This is a genomic window from Micromonospora sp. NBC_01655 (assembly GCF_026339755.1).
Classification (GTDB): Bacteria; Actinomycetota; Actinomycetes; order Mycobacteriales; family Micromonosporaceae; genus Micromonospora.
Genome location: NZ_JAPEQF010000001.1, coordinates 725,742 through 744,455, shown reverse-complemented (window position 1 = coordinate 744,455; position 18,714 = coordinate 725,742). Strand labels below are relative to the sequence as shown.

Below are 18,714 nucleotides of genomic sequence, written 5' to 3'. Positions count from 1 at the left end.
GGATCGCAATCACCAACCGGCCTTTCGGACCGGATCTTGCGCAAGTTCTGTAGCGCTGCTCGCAGCTCTGGCGGAAGAGACATTGCCTACCCCCTTCCACCTATGAGGGGCAAGAACCGCTGGCAGGCTGGACACGGGCCAATCAGGCTGCCGTGATCCTCAAGCGGGTAGGCGTTACCCCTGCCGCCTCCACCAATCCTGACCGACTGAAATGTCGATCCCTCAAGAGGAATGCCCGCTTCCTCGAACTGAATAGCGCATCCAACTTCTCCACACCCGCCGTGATGACCTGAGTTTGCCACAGCCCGCGCGGTTTGCGGAGGCATAGCTCCTGTCCGCGTATCCGTTGCATAGGCGAATCCGACTTGCGTCCCGTCTGCAGAGGTAATCTTAGTCGCAACGTTCGGGCGCACTTCTGGAGACATGCTCAGAGCCTCATCCGCAAAGTCAAGCAAATCATCAGCCGCCTCGCCGCAGTTGTGGACGAGGATGGGTGTGTTGCCGGCTACCACATAGTACGTGTGAACGTTGGCCACCGTAAGGTCGCGCATCAGTTCGTCGCCGGAGAAGTTGTGCACCTTGGCGACCGTGACGAGAGCGCCGTTGGGCGTCTTCAGCCGCTCGGTGGGCTGGAGGTTCGCCGCGTTCACCCACCTGTCGCGGCTCTCGCTCCAGAACGGGTGATGTTGCGTCGTCTTCACCGTGACGAACGAGCCATCCTCGTTCCGAACAGAGAGGTCGGTGAGAGCTTCATCCTGGTTGACGTGCAGTGTGTCCACGGCCTGGGAGCTCGTGGTGCCGGTTTCCGGGTCGTGCGCCAGGACTTTGTCGCCGATGGCGACGTCGGCGATGGGGCGGCTGGTGCCGTCGGCCATGACTACTGGGGTGGCTGGGTCGAAGCTGTGCTTGGCGCAGCCGGACTTCGCTGCGGGTGCGCCGCCGCCGCCGTTGTTGGAGGGTTTGCCCTTGGTCGTTGACCCGGGTTGCTTGGTGGGCGGTTTGGGAGGCTTCGGGGTGGGTGCTGCCTTGGCGGGGGTTCGGGCGTCTGCTTTGATCGCCGCCATGTCGCGGGCGTCGGCGGCGTGGTTGATCTTGGGTGCAGGACCGGTCGGCACTTTTCCGACGATGGCCCTGGCCTTGCCGACGATCCAGCCGGCGCCGGCCTTGCACCAGGCTTTGATTTTGCAGGCCCAGTCCAGAACAGGGACGGTGGAGACAGCTGCCACTATGGCGTCGGTGTAGTTGCCCTCTGTGATGTAGATGACTGCGTTGATACCGTCGCAAATCGAGCCGCCGGGGAGGAACAGGCCGCACGCCTCGAGGCTCTCGTGGGTTTTCTGGCTGCCGGTCTTTGGCTTGGGTCCTAGTCCGCGTCCGCCGCCGGGTCCGCCTTCTTCGATGTACCTCTGGCAGGCGTAGCCATCAATGGCGTGCGGACACAGGTCTTTTGGCCTGTCGACTCCTGCGTATTCGGGGATGATCTCGCCGCTGGGGTCGCTGTAGGTAATGGGGTTGTTGGCGGCGTAGGTGTAGGCGGGGAGTTGGCGGGGGTTGCCGGGGTCGTTGATGGGGTCGACGGATATGAATCGGCCGATGGTGGGGTCGTACTCGCGTGCGCCTAGGTGTGTGAGTCCTGTTGGGTCCTTGTAGCCGCCGAGGAATCCCTGTTTGTTGGGCCAGGAGACTTGTGATCCGCGGGGTGTGCCGTAGGGGGTCTGTCGGCGTTGGGTGATGGTCTGGTTGGTGTCGGTGGCGACGCTGACTTGGGCGGTTCCCTGGTAGTCGCTGGCGAGCCAGGTGATGCCGGTGACGGTGCGTTGGGCGATGGTTTCGCCGTTGAAGGTGTAGTAGCGGGTGGCGTCGACCTGTCCGGTGCTGCTGTTTCGCCGGACCTCTTGGCCGTCGAGGAACAGGGTGCTGCCGGTGGGGTCGGTGGCGATGAGCCGGTTGCCGGCGGCGTCGTAGATGTAGGAGTTGGCGCCGGTGCTGTCGGTCAGTGTGGCGAGGTGGCCTTCGGCGTCCCAGGTCATGGTTTGCTGACCGGCGGGGCCGGGGCGGCTGGTCATGTTGCCGGCGTTGTCGTAGGTGTACGAGCCGGTGGTGGTGCCGGTGTTGTCGGTTCGGCTCCATCCCAGGAGGGCGTGGGGTTGGGCGGCTTGTGGGTTCGGGTAGTTGTAGGTGGTGGTGATCGTTCCGGTGGGTGTGGCCCGCTCGGTCTGGGTCAGCCGGTTGCCGATGCGCCCCTTCGGGTCGGCGGGCGCGCCGAATGACCACTGCTGCCAGTAGGGGGCTGGCCCTCCCAGTTCCTGGTCGTTCTGTGGTGGCGTGGCGCAGTCGTGGGACTCGGGTGTCCACGCTTCGGTGAGCCGGCGTTGGTGGTCGTAGGTGAAGCACTGGGTGTCGCGGGTGCCGCTGCCGGGGTTGTCGTCGATCTTCTTGAGGTTGCCGCTCGGGTCGTAGGAGTACTCGACGTTGGCGATCAGCCCTGGGGAGGTGGAGCGTGAGATCAAGCTGTTCTTCGCCCGGCCGGTGGCTTCGTCGTAGTAGGTGGCGGACTGGACGAATTTGGCGCCTACCAGGGCGGTGGCCCGGGTGATGGTGTTGAGTTCGAACAGGCTGGTGTAGCCGGACTGGATGGCGTAGTAGCCGGCGTCGCCGTAGTCGGTGGCCAACTGGTCGGGCATGCCGTACGTCGTGTCGTACTTGTAGGTCAGGAGTTCCTGACTGAGCCCGCCGGCTGCGGGGAGCGTGAGGTTGTTGAGGGCGCCGCTGGCCTTGAACGTGGCCTTGTTGATGAAGCTGCAGGTTGTGGCGCCGATGCCGCAGAAGCCTGCCTGCGAGGCGGGGAGGGTGAGTTTGGTTTGCGTGGGCCGGTACAGCTTGTCGACGGTGACGGTCTCGTCGCGGTACTCGTCGCTGCCGATGAACCGGGAAGCGGACTTGACGATGCCCTTGACCGGCAGGTCGTAGGCGTACCCGATGCGCTTCTGGCCGGTGAGGCTGCCCTCGCGGACAGTTTCCAGCCGCCCCATCTGGTCGTAGGTGTAGTACAGGTCCGGTGTGTCGGTCCGTGAGTCGGTTGTCTTTTCCAGGTCACCGAGAGTGTTGTAGGTCATGGTGGAGGTGCCCTGGTCGGGGTCGTTCACCGAAACGGGTCGGCCCTGGATGTCGTAGGTGTAGGACCAGGTGTTTCCGGAGGCGTCCTCGACGGTGCTCAGCCGGCCGGTGGGGTGGTAGGTGTAGCTCGTCTCGTCGTAGGTGCCGGTCGCCGTGTGGCCGTGGTACTGCCAGAGCTTCTCGACGCGGCCCTGGACGTCGGTCCAGCTGGTGGTGGCGGCCTCACCCACCGCGGGTTCGGTGGTGGTGTGGTCGCCGTGGTAGGTGATGGAGGTACGGGACTTCTCGACCTGGATGCCGTTCTGACCGGCGAGCAGGAGAGAGTGGGTCGGCCGTCCCGCAGGGTCGAAGAGAGTCTGGGTCTGGCTGGGAACGTCGTAGTCGTAGCCGGTGTAGATCAGGCTGGTATCGACTGGACCGGAGTTGTAGTAGGCCGAGTTCGCCTTGTAAGTCCGGCCGGCGGCGTCGTAGAAGGTGTCGGTCAGGATCCGGCCGGCGCCGCGTGCCGGTTCCTGGGTCTGCCTGCCGCGGCCGAGGCCGTCGAGCAGGGCGTACGAGGTGTCGTATCCGCCGTTGGCGTTGAGCGACTCGGTGGTGATCGTGGATGGCTGTGTTTTGGACAGGAGGTAGCTGTAGCGGGTCGATGGGGCGGAGGGGTTGGCGGTCTTGTCCCGGTCGGGCAGCCAGACGGCGATGTTTCGGCCCATCGCGTCGTAGGTGTACTCGGTGATGCGCAGGTTGGGGTCGGTCGCTTTGAGGGGCAGCCCGAGGACCGGGTCCAAATCGACGGTGTTGCTCCACAGCAGCGGGTTTTTCGTCTCGACCTTGGTGACCGGGCCGTCTTCCAGCGGCGTGTAGGTGGTGGTGGTCGTCTGTCCCGCGATGTCGGTGGACTCTTTCACGCGTCCGCGGGCGTCGTACTTGGCCGTCGACACCTGCTGGTAGGTGCGGGTGCCGAAGTTGTAGCCGGTGATGACCTCGGTCTTGGTCAACAGGCCCTTCGTCGGCGTGACACCGTAGGCGAGGGAGTCGAAGCTGAACCTCGTGTCGGCGGTGATCCGGCTTGCGGTGATCAGTGCCCCGGTGCAGGTGCCGCTCCAGCCATGGATGCGCTTGACCGTGCTCAACAGCCAGTTTTCGCCGGTGGTGTTGCGCGCGTACTCGGTTTCTACGCACGCCTCGTCGCCGGTCTTGTCGTCGTCGCCGTTGTCCTGGACGGTTGTCGGCATGCCGTAGTCGCCGTAGGTCGTCGTCGTGCTGGCCCGGCGGATGCCGGTGTCGGTGGTGGCGCGACTACGGGTCGTGGCGACTCGGCTGTAGCGGGCCTCGGCGATCGGGGTGCCCGCGCGCGTCGCGGTGGCGGCCGATCGCCACATGTCGTTGACACTGGCGGCCACTAACGTCGTGCCGAGCCAGCTGATCTGCTCGCGTGGCGTGCCGGCGTAGTGGTCGTAGTCGTTGACCGCTCCGCCTTCGAGGCCTTCGACGGTGGTGGTGCGGGTGCCGCCGCCGGCGAGTTTGTCGCCGTGCATGCCGCGGTAGTACAGCGTCTCGGTTTTGACCCGGTCGGTGCCCTCGCCAACGTAGGTGGTGATCTTCGGGTAGCCGCGCCACTGTGACCAGCTCTTGCGGTTGTCCGGGGCCAGGCCGGTGTCCTCGTCGTAGTGCCACAGTGGCTGGTTGCCCGGGTTGTCGTACTCGTAGCTGGTCCGCAGCGGTCGTGCCCCACCGACGGGGTCGATCTGCTGGACCTCGCGCACCACGTACTTGTGGAAGTAGTCGGTGATCGGGTCGGTATAGGCCGGCGGGGTCCACCGGACCGGATAGCAGAGCAGCGTGTTGCTGTCCAGAGCGGTGGCGGTCGGCATGGTGCCGCCCTTGGCGCACTGACGGTCGCTGTAGGTGACGAAGATCTGGCCGCCGGTCTCGAGCTTGATCAGGTTGACCCGCCGCCAGTTCATCGCCAGCGCCCAGTCCGCGCCGGTCGCGTCGACCCGGTTCTGCATCTGGATGCCCTCGAAGGTCACCTCGGGGGCGACGACGGCCTTGGTGTCGTCGTTCGGCGTGGTGATGAGCGCGGGGTCGTTGAGGCCCCGGTGGGTGATGCCGTCCAGCCACAGCCCGGCGCGGGTTCCGTCACCGGGGTCGGGGAACGTCTGACGCAGGGTCCAGGAATCCGCCGGCTGGTACTTCGACAGGGCGGCTTTCCATACGGACGTGGTGATCACCGTCGTCCGCTTGGCCGTCCAGAAGGTGGGCGAGCCGTTCTGGCAGGGGTTCGTGCTGGCCGTGCATTCCTGGTCCCACGGGGTGTCCGGCCACGTGGTGTCGTCCTTGGTGGCGCAGTTGGTCAGGCACCGGTCGACGTTGGTGAAGGCCACCCGCATCGGCGCGTTCTGGACGTACGGGGACGCCGCGGCGTACTCGGTGTTGTCGCGGTTGTCAGTGCCGTAGTCGATGCGGGTCAGGTGACCGGCCCGGTCGTACACGGCGGGCGCCGAGGATGCCTTGTTCTTGGCGTAGTAGTTGGTCTCCTTGCTCCACCACAGGGACATGGTGTTGCCGTGGACGTCCTGGACGTAGTCCAGGTTCCAACGCCACGCCTGCCGCTTGCCGCCGCACTCGGAGGCGGCAAAGGTGCTCTGGTGGCACGGTTCGCCGGGGTTGTTGCCGTACACCGGGACGGTCAGCACCGAGTTGGTCGTCGGGCGGGAGGCGCTCCAGCCCGGCAGTTGGTGACGGCCGAACCAGTACTGGGTGCCGTCGGCCGTGGTGACCTTCCAGTACTCGTTGTCGTCGTCGCCGTTGTTGTAGACCGGGGAGGTCAGCAGCTCGATCTTGGAGCCGTCCTCCTTGCGGGGGTGCCACTTGCCGTCGCTGCCCTTGAGCAGTTCGACCGACGAGCCGCCGAGGGACATGACGGCGTTGTCGGGCCCCCAGCACAGGTCCCCGGTCTTGACGGTGTTGTTCGCCCCGGCGCTGTCCATGTCGTCGGCGCAGGCCTTGTACTGCCGCTCGATGAAGCCCGGCGAGTAGTCGAAGCCCTCACCGATCATCCCCGGCTGGTTGTTCGTCGCCGCCTGCCTACCGTCGACCGACTGCGAGGAGTACGACAGGGCGAGGCTCGGGGCGGGTCCCCCCGGGCCGGGTGGGGTCCTCATCGGGTACGACCAGTTGAAACCACCGGTGGAGCCGCCGTGGCTCCACGACGAGGACGGTGCGAGGCTCGACGCGGCGAAGCTACCGGCGCCGCCTGACGGGCCACCGGCCAAGGCGATCAGCGTCCCGCCCGACGCGGTGGAGGGGGCCATCCCGTACCGCTTCGCATCCGATCTCGACAGCGCGGGGCGGATCGGGCTCGCCGGCACTGAGGCGGACACTGTCCGGTCACGCACCGTGTTTCGGGACTCCAGCGGCACCACGAGGCAGTCCTTGACCGCCGCCGAGGTCAATGCGCACTCAGGCACCTGCACGAGGCGCAACCGCGACGACCAGTCAGCGCCGTAAGCGCTGCCGAACGTCGAGTAGTCGACCGTCACCTCGACCTGGCCGGCCGTTCGTCCGCCGTCGGTTCGCCCCACCCGGATGAGCAGGCCGCCACGCAGGCCGACCCTCTCGGCGGTGGCCTGCGGCAGCAACTGGACCCGCACCCTCTCCGGGATCGCCGCCGCTGGTACGCGTGCCGAGTGGGAGCTTGCGGGCGCGATCCTCACCGGTAGGGATCCGGCCTGGACCGGCTCCGAGGCAGCGGACCGTGCCCCCGGTGAGGGCAGGGTCACCTCGGCGGTTCCCGCCGCCGGCCATACCGGTGAGGGGCGTTTGATCCTGTTGGCGGCTGCCTCGGCGTCCGGCGTCGGCTTCGTGGCCTTGATCGGGTGGACCGGCACCGACTCGTAGCGCTGCGGCTTCAGCAGTTCGGCGCTGACTTCTGGTCGCGCCTGTGCCGGGACCTGCCCGCCGAGGGTGGTGGCGAGGATGGCGAGCACACTCAACGCGGCGGTCAGCGGGCGACGGGGCAGCAGTGGAGGGATGTGTGGTCGGTGCCGGGCCGCGCGCTTGGGCCGGCTAGGTTTGACGGTGCCCATCGTGTCCTCTCGCCTAACGGGATCTGAACGCCGAGCTGGTGTGCACGGCATGTGGGAATGGGATGCCACGAGCAGAAACCACCTGTCTGCTCGTACGGCGCAAGGGCCACCTGCAGTAGTCGATGGTTGCCGGCGGCTTTCGCCCAAGGGCGGGACTGATCTGGAGGCGGTTGCTCTGGATAAAGGCAGGCTGTCGAGGCCGCCGGTGCGGACTGCGGTGTTAGCAGAGGGGTCACCCCGCCCGACCGCCGTCGTGCTCATGGCACCGTTGCAGTCGGGCGGTTCGTGGTGATCTGTCGAGGCTGGGCGGGTCAGCCCTCGCTCATGTCGGTCAAAATGTCGCCTTCTGAGAGCAGCCCTTGCCAGGCACGCACTCGGTCGACAGTTCCACCCGTGACGAAGAAGGAACTCTTCGCCCTACCGACGTGGAAGACCGACGCGCTGTTCCAGGTGACGGTGTCGGCCCGCGTGCCCTGCAGGACGCCGTTGACGTACAACTTCAGTTCCCGCGCCGAGGCGTCGTACCTGGCCGCCAGGTGCGTCCACGTATCCAGTTGCGCTGGGTTGACGGACATAACGTACTGCCAGGTGGCGGTACCGGTGTCGACCGACGGGACGGTGATGCACCACTTGTCGGTGGGTTCGTCGTACATCAGGTAGAACCCGGACCGGGTGGTGCCGTCCTGTGACAGGACCGTCTGGTGATCGGCCGTGGTTACCTTGACCCACGCGGCCACGGTGAACGACTGGTCGGTGCGCAGGACAGATCCGGCGGTGTCCGCGGAGCCGGGGCTGCCGTTGACCAACAGGCCCGTCGAGCCGTTGTAGCCGCCCTCGTAAGCCCAGTCAGCGGCAGGGGCGTCAGCGAGGGTGAGCGGTCGCTGGTATCCCGACGCGTCGCCCTCCTGGCGGGGCGCCTCGGTGTCGATGTCCTCCATGTCCCACGCCCCGACCTTGACAGGAGCGACCACAGGCACCAAGTCGAGGTCCGGGTCGATGACACGGTCCCATACCGAGACCTCGCTGATCGCGCCGTTCCAGTGCGCCACGTCGGTGCCGTTCCAGCGTTCCCGGCCAATGGTGATCGTGCCGCCAGCGTTGAAGGTCCGGGGAACAGTTCCGCTACTGACCTTCGTGCCGTTGACGTAGAGCAGTAGTTGGCCGCCAGCCGCGTCGTACACGCCCGCCACGTGGGTCCACACCCCCGTGACCGCCACCGGCCCGAAGATGTTCGTGAAGGCGGTGGCCCCGAGGTTTTCCTCCATGACGCCGAACGTCCAACGGTTGTCGCCCCACTTGCGGAGCATGAACGAGTCCGTCGCGCTCGCGGGGGAACCCGCGATCTCCATCAGCCCGTCAGCATCGGGTCTCACCCACGCCGCGATGGAGTAACTCCTGGACGTGTCCAGTCCGACGTTGGCGCTGGCATAGTCGTTCACACCGTCGAACTTGACCGCCCAGTCCTTGCCGCCGGTCTTGTGGGTGCCGGAGATCCGGGAGTCGGTCCAAGTGGGGCCGTTGTTCAGAGTTGCGGCGACGCCGCCGCCGACCGGTGCCGAGACCAGCGAGGTTCCTGTGCCCTCGTCCATCATCCACTGGGCCTTCGGGTAGGACGCGATGTTGACGAGAAAGTTGTAGTCGAGCGCACCACTCGGGTTACCGGCCTGGTCACGACTCATCACGGTCAACACGTTGTTACCGACGAACTCCGGAGTGATCCAGACCGTCGCCGAACCACCCAGGACAGGGGCCCTCACCGTGGACTCGGCCCCACCGTTGAGCCGGTATACGTAGTCGTAGACGCCGGTGGACCCGTTCGGCGAGAACGTGAAGCGCCCCGAGTATCCGATTCCCCCCTGAGCATCCACGTTCGTTCCCAAGGGCGGGGAAGCCGGATACAGGCCATCGGCGGTCGTCACGGCCGGGACTGTCTCCGGTGACGAGGTGTCGATGTCGAACTCACACCAGGGCGACGGACCCGACGCCCCACCAAGCGTGTCCTTGGTCTGCACCTGCCACCGGTAGCGATCCCCGTCCGCCGTGCTGACGGTGAACTGCACCTCCGCCTTACCCCCGGGCGCGACACCTGAATCGGTCTTCGGCCAACCCGTCGCCGCCGCCCACGTACTGGTCGCGGCGTTCCACTTCTGTACGGTGAAGACCCCCGAGAGACTCTTGCCGTTGCTGCCATCCGGATCGGTCACCGTGGCCTTCAGCCAGGGAGACGCAGCGTTGATCACAGGACGGGAGGTTCCCGTGACGCACGCCCGCGCCGGAGCGGTGTACCCGGCGTGAGTGCTCATCTGCGCGGCTGTCGGCGTGTTCGGATTGGTGTTGTACTCCACCGTCAACTTCGTCATCGCCGGGTCGAACTTCTTCCACCAGTTACTGGTGCTCTCCGAGGTGCCGTCGGACTGGCGGGTGGACAACGCCAGGGTGTAGTTGTCCTGGCCGCTGGCCGCGGCGACGTCGTCCTTCAGGTTGCTGCTGGCGAACTCCATGGGCAGGTCCGGCTGCGGATCGTTGGGGCAGCTCGGCGCAGCCGGGGGTTTGTGGGCGTGTCCCGACCGCTGCTCCAACCACAGCGCCAGGTTCGGCCCGTCCCACGTCTGCTTGCCCGAGGTCGACAGGTCAGCCGACCGCCACAGGTTGACCGGCGTGTTGGCGCAATCCCATGAATGGGTCATCTCGGTCAGAAACTTCGCCGAGCGGATCACCTTGCCGTACAGACTCGTCAGGTTGAACCGGAAGAAGGAGCGGAAGGTCCCCGCACCGGTTGGCTCCTTGCCCACCCTGGCGACACCATCGTCCCGGGTCAGGTTCTCCGACCCCGTGTAGCCCCACTTCGCTTTGTTGATCGTCGTCCACGGATCGATGACGACCGGGTAGACGGTCTCCGGCCCGCGCAGGAGGTCCAGATCCGGCCGGATCACCAGATCCGTGCCTTCGATGCCGGTGGGCAACTCCGCCTGCTCCGCCAGGTCCGGCGCAACGCGAACCACGTTGCGTTGCTGCTGCGCCGCCGCAGCCTTCGCGGCCCGCGTCGTCGACCCGCCATTCGTGGACGAGTCCCACATAAGAGCATTGCCACCCGACAGGACCGGCAGCCCAGCGCCGTCGACCACCTCGAACCCGCCGCCGGTCCGATCGCGCGCAGTCAAACCCGGCGTGCTCAACGGCATACGAAGCTCCTGGAGCTGCGGATTGGCCGCCGCCATCGCCGACTTGACCACTACAGCCCACGTGAATCCGTCCGCCAGCGCCCTCACACGAAGGTCGACCTCCGGCCACACCGACTCGTACACGGCGGTGTCCCCCTCCAACCGGGGAGCGGGCAGCTGGCCCGGCCAGCCGAGATTCACCTCGCTGCCACCGACGAAGGGCAGTCGTACCGCCGGGACGCTGCCCCCAGTCGAGAAGGCGACGTTCGCCAGCGTCGCCACGGGGGCCACGCCCCGGTCGGCCGTCATCCGGAGAGTCGTGTCGATCTGCCGCCACGCGCCGTCGCTCCCGCGAGTCCAGCGCGGAGTCGCGTGAGACTCCAACAGCAGTGAACCCTCCGGCGTCGCCAACACCCGCGACAGCTCCGACCTCGAGTCCGCCACCTCCACAGGCGAGCCCGAACGTTTTGCCGCCGCCAGCGCCACCGTCTCCGCGGAGGCGATCGCCGTAGCCGCATCCGGTGCCACCGCCAAGGCCGACGCCGGGACCTGAACACCCACCGCTGCGCTGCCGGTGACAGCGACGGCTGTCAACCCCCACACCGCTCTGCGGACACGCGTCATCGACCAACGACGTCGCACGTCGCCCTCCCCCGTGGTTGAAGTTGACTGAAGTTAAGGCCCCGCACGCTGAGCGTCAATACCCCTACAGGGCGTGACGCCGCGTAGCGCGAGCGAGATTCATGAGTGCGTAGAAGCCTAAACAGAATTACTCACAGTGATGGCCGATCAGGCACCCCCTGCCCGACGGATCGAGACCCCAGCAACTGGTCGCCGTCCGCCAGACCTCCCCCGCAAGAGCCCCCACAGGTGTCAACGCCGCTTCAAACCCAGGCTCTGGCACACATTCTGTGGATGATCTTGGTGGTGGTGTCATGGCGTGGCGAGGACTCGTTTTCGTAGGTCGAGGTTCGCGCGGCCGTACATCTGTCGCTTGATTGTCTTGATGCGGGGTGTCCGGCGTGTCTGGCGCGGTCGATCCAGGTGTCGAGGTGTTGTCCGGCGCCCTGGTGGCGGACCAGTGCGGTGAACCCGCGGGCGAGGTCGGTGAGGGTGTCGAGGTCCGGGCAGCGGCTGCGGGCGTCGGCGAGGTTGGCGCGGTCGTCGGCGGTGAGTTTGTGCCCGGGACGCATGATCCAGGCGGTGATCCGTCGGGGCCGATGGCACTCGGGTTGCTACGGGGGTTGGTCGGGTGCGGGCGGTGGTGAGCCAGTCCCGCAGGACCCGCAGGCTGCCCTGGTAGCCGCAGGTCAGGATCTCGGCGTGCAGGTCGGCGGTCCGGTAGACGCCGGCGGTGAGGCGTTGCCGCAGGTGGGGGTGGAACGGGGGCGAGGACGCTGGGTAGGCTCCTGGCGTTCGGTCCGATCAGTTCCTCGGCGGTGCGGCTCGGGCGTACTTGCGGGCTGTTCTGACGTTCATGTCGAGCCGGCGGGCGGTCGCTGCGATCGACAGTCCCTGGGCGCGCAGGGGCGTGGACAGCCGCGTGGCGTTGGCGGGTGTTCGCCGCGCTTCGTCCTGTTGTTGCCGGCTCGGTCGTGACCGCCGGCGACAGGGCCGACGGCGGATCGGTGTGGTCTCGCAGACAACAGCGGTGCCGGCCCACGACCTTCTCGATGGCGTCGCTGAGGTTCTTCAGCAGGTGCCACCGGTCGGCGACCTGAATCGCGTGGGGCGTGCCTCGGCGGGTGCTGTCGGCGTAGCTGCCGCCACAGTCCCCGCACACGATCCGGACGCCGGGATGCCGGCGCAACCAGGCGGCGAGGGTGTCGGCGGTGCGGTCGGGCAGGATGTCGATCGGCCGGCGGGCGTGCATGTCGAGCAGCACGGTGGCGTATCGGTGCCCGCGGCGTCGGGCGAAGTCGTCCACGCCCAGCACCGCCGGCCTCGCCCGGGGCGGGTCGGGTATCCGGCGGATCATCCGGATCAACGTCATCCGGGACGGCGCAACCGCCAACCGATGTGCCAGCCGTGAGCCCGGTCGACCGCCCAACGCCAGCGCGACCGCTTCCAGGTCCCTGGCCGCCAGGACCGTGTGACGGCCGTATCGCCGGGTCAGACCCGGTATCTGCTCGACGAAGGTCTGCCGGGCGCGACCGGTGTTGGCGCAGGCAAAGCGGCGAACCAGTCGACTAACCTGGGTGCGGGACACCGTGGGCCAGCGGCTCGGGATAGTCTGCGCCGACAACCGCAAGGAAAGTGACGCGCATGACGAGGAGAACGCCGATCGACGGCGCAGGCCACGCTACGAGACTCGGCACACTCGTCCTGGCGGCCCTGTTGGCAGCCGGATGCTCGCACCCTACGGACACCGTCGAATCGCGGGCCACCACCCAGCCTTCGCCCAGCCTCAGTACCGTGGCGATGCGACTCGACAAGCCAGAGAAGCTGCTCGGGAGTTGGAACGAATCGGTCGACCGGCGACTGACCGGGCTGGCCGAGACGAACATGGGTTACTTCAAGGGTTTCGTCCAAGGGGAGCCGACCAGCGCGGTAGGCACCGCCTATGTGGCGGTGAAGGAGCAGTACTCGCCCGAACACGGGGTCTACCGCGACGACGATCGCTTCATCCTCCTCAGCGGGGTGTCCGGCACCGTCACCGCCCCGGACGCGGTGTTGGACGCGGTGTTCGCCGGACTGACGGCTGTCAGCGATGTGAAGCCGGTCCCGTCAGGACCGCTCGGCGGGACAGCCCGCTGCGGCACCGGGCAAGGCAAGGGCCTGCGCGTCGGCGTCTGCGCCTGGGCCTCCCCGCACACTCTCGGCATGATCCACCTCGGTGGCCTCACTGAAGCTGACGACCCAGGTCAGATGTTCAGGCAGATCCGCTCACAGACCGAACACCCGGCAAGATAGAGCCCGCCGGTCAGGCGGCGGTCCGGCCGGCTGACAGTTCTTGTGCATCAAGGACACGGCTCTGCCGGGTAGGCGGGTCCTCGCGGTTCCGGAGCCGCCGATGAGTAGCTGGCCTATGGTGCCGTCGGGTGGGTCACCGCCGCGAGCTATCTTAGCTGGTGGATCGGCCAGTCGTCGAACTGCCTCTGGAGAGCGGCCAGGTCACCGCGCCATTCCCGCAGGTTCAGCACCACACGCTGGGTCTGCTGGCTGGCCACCTTTCCCGACACCTCCGTCCAGATGCCGCGCACGGCCTTGGCCGGAGTCGGTGAGTAGCAGTCGAAGACGTGGCCTTCAATCAGATAGTCGGGGTCCTTGTCCGGTCTTCCGACGTCGCCGGTGATCAGCCGCGCTTCGGCGATCTGCCGCTTCGTCGGGTTCTGGTGGACCCGGTAGCCCTTGACGGCGACCGTGTCGGCGCACGCGTTGTCCAACTCCAGTGAACGCTGCACCCTGTCGTCCTCCAGCAGTGGGATTCTCGTTCGCGGTTCGGTCGGTGATCCATCGAGGACGCCGGTGGGTTGCCTCGTCCACGGGGGTGAGGCAGCGCTCATCGGAGGCGCCACCACCGAGGACGGGAGCATGGGAGGTCGGGGCACCGGTGGCGGACGGGATCGGGCTGGTCGGTACCTGACCGCCAGCCCCGGTCAGTTTCCCGAGGACCCGAGCTGTCGCGCCTCGGCGATCGCCGCGTCGACGTGCTGCCGGGCTGTGCCGGTGCGCTGGACCACCAGTAACCTACTTGATGCTCTCCAGGGCCTGCAGCAGCGGGCCGGGCCGCCCACCCTGCCGGATCATGGCGACGAGTTGCTGCGCCTCACCGACCTGCGTGATGGTGCCGGCCGTTGCGTCGCGGGCGCTGTCCACTGCGGCCTGAACGGGCGTCAGCCCGGAAATCGTCTCCTGCGGGGTGGCTTCGTGAGGGACGGCCGCGGTGGCCTTCGCCGCCTCACCGATCGAACCGAAAAGGATGCCCAGGCCGCCCTGGATTCCCTTGATCGCGCTGCCCACCCGGGTCATTCCCGCTGCCACAGCGGCGAAGCCGGCCCCCGCAGCACGCAGCGCCACCTCGTCCGCCTGGCCGCTGGCAGCAACCAGCAGGCCCTGTACGCGCTCGACGCCCGTCATCAGCGCACGCAGTTCACCGGTGATCTTCTCGATGTGCGACACGTAGCCGGCTTTTCGATCGAAGACAGTGTGTTCGACCGCTGAAAATACCGGGGCATCCTTGCGGCCACCAGCCGTCATCGATGACAGGGCGCAAGCCCCCGCAGGCTAATCTGAGCCGTGACTTCGAGAGCCAACTCGGACCAGGCCAAGACCTCGCCGTAGCGAACGGCAGGCGACATGCTGGCACGGCAGAACTCCCGACTGGCGGACTGGCGGGTGCTCCACGGGTGCTCGCATGTTCCCAGCGTGGACGGATTCACGGCGCGGATCCTGGATTTTCGACCTCGACCATCCGCTCGGTCACCACGGCTTGCTACTTAGGCACGGCGCGGAACAGCGCAAACGCGGCGGACAGCACGGCAGGAAGCTGGACTACAGGACTCGACTCGACTACTTGGCGAGGCCGGAGGAGTTTCGTCCACTTCTGGTAACTTTTAATCCGCCGGATTGCAGCAATCCCACCCACGGACACCCAATCTAGCTGGGAAGACTCTCGCCTCTACGTCCACTTTGGACCCAAGCAGCTCGGTGAGTGCTCGCCCGTTCGTGAGCAAAATCTTTCGGGGGCATCTTGGCCCGGGACCTTCTGATCCGCAGGAAGCTGGCATTGTCTCCCCGACAAATAGCACTTTGCAGCAAGCAGAGTCGGTCCGCAACCTCCCTAGTCCAACCCCGTCCAGCTACGTCCTTGCTGGTCCAGGCGCTGCAGGCGAGGGCCATCGCTAGCCGTCGATTAGTGCGAGGGCTCGCGGTAGCTGATGAAATCCGGCTGCGTCCCGGTAAATCCACGCCCGTCCCCCGTCGCCCGAGCAGCCACCGAGCAGCCACGGATCAACCGCTGCCCCGGCCGACGTCAGCCAGCCGGCGCTGGGTGTCCGATCGATCGGCGCGTAGATCGACCGCCTCGGCCAGAAGTCGCCTTACACCGCGCGACGGGTCTAGACACGCAGTGTGGTGGTCCGGTTGGCTCTACACGTGACTCAGGTGATGGTCCGGCACGCCAGCCTCTGGCAAGACGCGGTTCGACTGCTGTTGTTGATCGACGCAGCCGCGAAACCCGTGGGCGAGGACAGCGAGGCACCACCGAGTGCCGTAGGCATCGTTCGGACACAGGTGCGGTTGCAGAAGCTGGACTTCTGGGTCCGTTACCCGGACTACCTCGCGAACGAGCTTCTGAACGAGTACGAGTCCCACCCGGACTCACCAGGACTTGTCGACGAGGCGGAGCGCATCCTGTCGTCGCAAGAGCCCGACCTTCGCCGTTTTCCCATGTTGCGGCACCGCTTCGGCGCCTTCGAGCAGCTGGACAATGCCCTGTCGGTCCTCGTCGAGGGGTCTGGCTCGTAAGCACGACCGGCTCGGCGAACGCAGAGTCCTTCAGCACAACTATTACCTGCTCGAAAAGGGGCAGACGACCGCGGTTGACCTTCTGAGGGAAGCACCCGCGCTCGGCTGGTACGGCGATCGGACCCGAACCGTGGTGGCCCTCGTGGACAGCTTGGGTGGCAGCCACATCAAGGCTCGCCAGTACCTGCAGCGCGAATACGCCGACACCCCCATCGGCTCCTACATCCCGGCGATCACGGAACAGGCCCGCCGCCGGTTGGCCGAAGTCCGGGTGACCGTCCCGGCTCCCTCTGCCGCAGAGGAGCTGGTTCGGTGACGGCCACTGTGAGCCCGGCGGCGGTGCAGACCTGGACGCCACCCAGCCCCGGCGAGCTGCTAGCGACCGCTGCGACGAAATCATCGGCGACGGTGGCCGATATAGAGACCGTGCTGCGGGAAGTCGGTATCACCCTGCCCAGCCCGATCCCGCCGCATCGGCGCGTTAAGGTGCTGCGGCTGCGCGTCGATGGCGTGAAGAAGACCGGCGAGCAAATCAACATCGATCAGCGCTTGGATGCCGGCGTCTGGGCGATCATGCACCCGAGCAACTCCGCCGGGAAGACAAGCCTGCTTGAGTTCTTGGTATGGGCGCTGCGGGGTCGACCACGCGATCTGCCTAACCACGTCAAGGCCTGGGTCCGGCGCATCGCCGTCGACGTCACCGTTAGCGGCCAGCACGTCCGTGTGGTGATCAACCAGGATGTGTCGAGCGGGCGTCCGCATGTGACCGCTGTGCTGTTGTCGGCCGGTACCGAGGGCCAGCTGCTCAGCGCGGCCGACGGTGAGCTGCGGATGCTGGTCAGCGCCGACGGCGAGGAGCCGGTGGAGCAGCTCATCGGGGCCTTCATGCGGGAGTCGCTTGGCTTGGATTCCACGGAGCTCTGGAACAGGAGCGGGGGGCTAGACGGCGAGGGTGCCGCTCAGGTGCACGGTTGGCCGGCGTACTTTGGCGCCTTCTACCTGAACCCGGGCGGGGACAAGCTCCTGCTCGGGGACGTGCCAGGACCGCTGCCGGCGAAGTTGCTGGAGCTGTTCATCGACCTTACGAAACGCCGGGCCTCCGGTATAGGGCGACACGGCCACGCGAGACCAACCCGCGCCACACTGCCGAGCGCGCCCACGCTGCCGATCTCGTCACCACTCCGACCAGCCAGCGCCATCCCCAGCAGGTCAGCCTGCGAAGGCCCCGAAGAAGACTCCCAACCCATCCGTCCGACTCCGGCCGGGCCGCTGCGGCGCATCCGCGTAAGCCAAGCAGTGGGTCGTTGCGATCGGTCAGCTGTCCCTCCTCATACGCGGCGCTACTGCCCCCCCGATTCGCACCAGGCGTGTTGCGGCGGCAACCCCTCGGCGATTGCGTGGGGTAACGGGACCTTGTGAGCGAGTCCAGCGGCGAGGGTACAGAGGAGGGCGTCACCCGCCCCATTGGTGTTGATGGCGGTGACGTGCTGTGCGGGTACGAGTGCAGTGTGGTCGGTATCGCTAGAGGCGGCACCGCGAGCGCCAGCGGTCACCACCGCTGCCCTTGGGCCTAGCTTCCGGAGTTCCTGGGCAGCGACCAACGGATCGGTGTGGTGGCGGGCCCAGTATCGCCGCCGCCTCGGGCTCATTCGAGACAAGCAGGTCGAGCGCGGCGAGCGGAGTCGACCCGAGCGTGGGATGTGGCACGAGGTTACCGATGAGCGTCTCGGCGCGGTGGTGCCGAAAGACGGCGTCAAGGGCTTCCGGCTGGAGATCGAGCTGGGTCACCACGATCGGGGTCCGCGCCTGCTGAAGCCCGCTGCACACCTGCTCTCCGGTGAGCTCGGTCTCCGAAGTGCGCGCGAGGACGATGTAATTCTCGCCGTCAGGGGTGACTTCGATGATCGCGATTCCTGTCGCGGGAGACGGCATGAGCCGAAAGAAGGGCACATCGACGGCCGCGTCGGTGAGGGCTCGGCTGAGGAAGGTGCCCCACTCGTCGGCGCCCGCGTTGCTGATCAGGCTGGTGCGGGCACCCGTTTGGCGGGCGGCCAAGGCCTGGTTGAGGCTCTTGCCACCGGGCGTGGTCGTCGCGGGCGACGAGGCGAACGTCGTCCGGCCAAGGACGGGCCGCTGGGGGATCCGAACAGTAAGGTCGATGTTGGCGCGCCCGACGAAGGCGACATGCGGCGGCTGCAGCGGACGGGACTGATCGAGCGGCTGGTGGTTCATCCGGTCGTGGCCAGCTGATCGAGGAGATGCCGCACTTCCGGCTAGCCGCAGAAGGGTTCGAGTTGCCGGGCCAGGGCAGTGAGGTCGCGGCGGACCCGCGCCCCCCGCGTCCCCCGCAACCATCATGGTCAGCGACGCTACCGCCACCAGGTCACCTGGCATCTGTCACCGGAAGAGCTGGCCCTCAAGCCGGTAGAAGATCTTGTCGCCGCGCTGCGCGACACCGAGCTTCTCGTAGAAACGCTGCGCCTGCACGTTGTCCCGATCGGTGGTCCACTCGATCCGGCTGCAGAAGTTCGTGGCCGCCACCTCGACGAGGCGGTCCATGAGGAGCTTCCCGACGCCGCGCCCCCTAGCCGTCTCCGCCACGTACAGCTCCTTCAAGTAGAGCGAGCGGGTCAGGCCGACGGCCGGCCACAGGAAGGAATACGTCGCGAGCCCGACGAGTGCCTGCGCGTCCCAGGCGAGCACGGCATGGGCCAGGGGCGGGTCACCGAAGAGCGCCTCGTTGATCTGACGGATCCGCACGTCACGGGGCTCAACCTGGGTCTCACCGTAGAACGTGTCCAACTCTTCAAGAAGCGCGGCGATCACGTCGACATGGACGGGTTCGGCGGCTACGACTGGAGTCACGACGTGCGTCCTTCCTG

General features: G+C 66.9%; 11 protein-coding genes and 2 pseudogenes. 4 read left to right on the top strand and 9 right to left on the bottom strand.

All coding sequences use genetic code 11. The annotated features are described in order from the left end of the window. Positions 1-86: 86 nt before the first annotated feature. The 4 genes and pseudogenes from OOK41_RS03575 to OOK41_RS03560 form a co-directional block, all read right to left on the bottom strand. Positions 87-7,202: an RHS repeat-associated core domain-containing protein gene (locus tag OOK41_RS03575; RefSeq protein ID WP_266262950.1), complete on the bottom strand. Its 7,116-nt coding sequence runs from the start codon at positions 7,200-7,202 to the stop codon at positions 87-89. Between the two features lie 311 nt (positions 7,203-7,513). Further along, positions 7,514-10,957 carry a LamG domain-containing protein gene (locus OOK41_RS03570; RefSeq protein ID WP_266262949.1) on the bottom strand — a complete coding sequence of 1,148 codons (3,444 nt, stop codon included), beginning with the start codon at positions 10,955-10,957 and terminating at the stop codon, positions 7,514-7,516. Between the two features lie 290 nt (positions 10,958-11,247). Then, positions 11,248-11,556 carry a hypothetical protein gene (locus OOK41_RS03565; RefSeq protein ID WP_266268063.1) on the bottom strand — a complete coding sequence of 103 codons (309 nt, stop codon included), beginning with the start codon at positions 11,554-11,556 and terminating at the stop codon, positions 11,248-11,250. A gap of 518 nt (positions 11,557-12,074) precedes the next feature. Further along, positions 12,075-12,236, bottom strand: a pseudogene (locus OOK41_RS03560) (ISL3 family transposase); the annotation flags it as partial. 542 nt (positions 12,237-12,778) lie between these two features. Between OOK41_RS03560 and OOK41_RS03555 the strand changes: the two are divergent. Beyond that, positions 12,779-13,276 carry a hypothetical protein gene (locus OOK41_RS03555; RefSeq protein ID WP_266262948.1) on the top strand — a complete coding sequence of 166 codons (498 nt, stop codon included), beginning with the start codon at positions 12,779-12,781 and terminating at the stop codon, positions 13,274-13,276. A gap of 146 nt (positions 13,277-13,422) precedes the next feature. Here the strand turns inward: OOK41_RS03555 and OOK41_RS03550 are convergent, their stop codons facing one another. Both OOK41_RS03550 and OOK41_RS03545 read right to left on the bottom strand, forming a co-directional pair. Next, positions 13,423-13,767 carry a hypothetical protein gene (locus OOK41_RS03550; RefSeq protein ID WP_266262947.1) on the bottom strand — a complete coding sequence of 115 codons (345 nt, stop codon included), beginning with the start codon at positions 13,765-13,767 and terminating at the stop codon, positions 13,423-13,425. A gap of 195 nt (positions 13,768-13,962) precedes the next feature. Continuing rightward, positions 13,963-14,485: pseudogene (locus OOK41_RS03545) on the bottom strand (DUF6244 family protein). 975 nt (positions 14,486-15,460) lie between these two features. On the opposite strand from OOK41_RS03545, the gene OOK41_RS03540 reads away from it, so the two are divergent. From OOK41_RS03540 to OOK41_RS03530, 3 genes are all read left to right on the top strand, one after another. Then, positions 15,461-15,832, top strand: coding sequence for a hypothetical protein (locus OOK41_RS03540; protein ID WP_266262946.1), 372 nt, complete (start codon positions 15,461-15,463; stop codon positions 15,830-15,832). 142 nt (positions 15,833-15,974) lie between these two features. Further along, on the top strand, positions 15,975-16,148 hold the full coding sequence (locus OOK41_RS03535; RefSeq protein ID WP_266262945.1) for a hypothetical protein: 174 nt from the start codon (positions 15,975-15,977) through the stop codon (positions 16,146-16,148). Then, positions 16,145-17,251 carry a hypothetical protein gene (locus OOK41_RS03530; protein WP_266262944.1) on the top strand — a complete coding sequence of 369 codons (1,107 nt, stop codon included), beginning with the start codon at positions 16,145-16,147 and terminating at the stop codon, positions 17,249-17,251. Before OOK41_RS03535 ends, OOK41_RS03530 begins: the two co-directional genes overlap by 4 nt. Here OOK41_RS03530 and OOK41_RS03525 read toward each other — a convergent pair. The 3 genes from OOK41_RS03525 to OOK41_RS03515 form a co-directional block, all read right to left on the bottom strand. Continuing rightward, the gene (locus tag OOK41_RS03525; protein WP_266262943.1) at positions 17,173-17,385 is read right to left on the bottom strand and encodes a PfkB family carbohydrate kinase; all 213 of its coding nucleotides are present in this window, start codon (positions 17,383-17,385) and stop codon (positions 17,173-17,175) included. The two genes, OOK41_RS03530 and OOK41_RS03525, sit on opposite strands and share 79 nt — an antisense overlap. Further along, complete coding sequence (locus OOK41_RS03520) at positions 17,354-18,064, bottom strand: PfkB family carbohydrate kinase (RefSeq protein WP_266262942.1); 711 nt, start codon at positions 18,062-18,064, stop codon at positions 17,354-17,356. Before OOK41_RS03520 ends, OOK41_RS03525 begins: the two co-directional genes overlap by 32 nt. A 165-nt stretch (positions 18,065-18,229) precedes the next feature. Continuing rightward, positions 18,230-18,697: a GNAT family N-acetyltransferase gene (locus OOK41_RS03515; RefSeq protein ID WP_266262941.1), complete on the bottom strand. Its 468-nt coding sequence runs from the start codon at positions 18,695-18,697 to the stop codon at positions 18,230-18,232. Between the last annotated feature and the right edge of the window lie 17 nt (positions 18,698-18,714).

Bases quoted from the DNA above. Each gene is read 5' to 3' on its own strand.
- OOK41_RS03575 (WP_266262950.1), bottom strand. From the start codon at position 7,202: ATGGGCACCGTCAAACCTAGCCGGCCCAAGCGCGCGGCCCGGCACCGA.
- OOK41_RS03565 (WP_266268063.1), bottom strand. From the start codon at position 11,556: ATGCGTCCCGGGCACAAACTCACCGCCGACGACCGCGCCAACCTCGCC.
- OOK41_RS03520 (WP_266262942.1), bottom strand. From the start codon at position 18,064: ATGAACCACCAGCCGCTCGATCAGTCCCGTCCGCTGCAGCCGCCGCAT.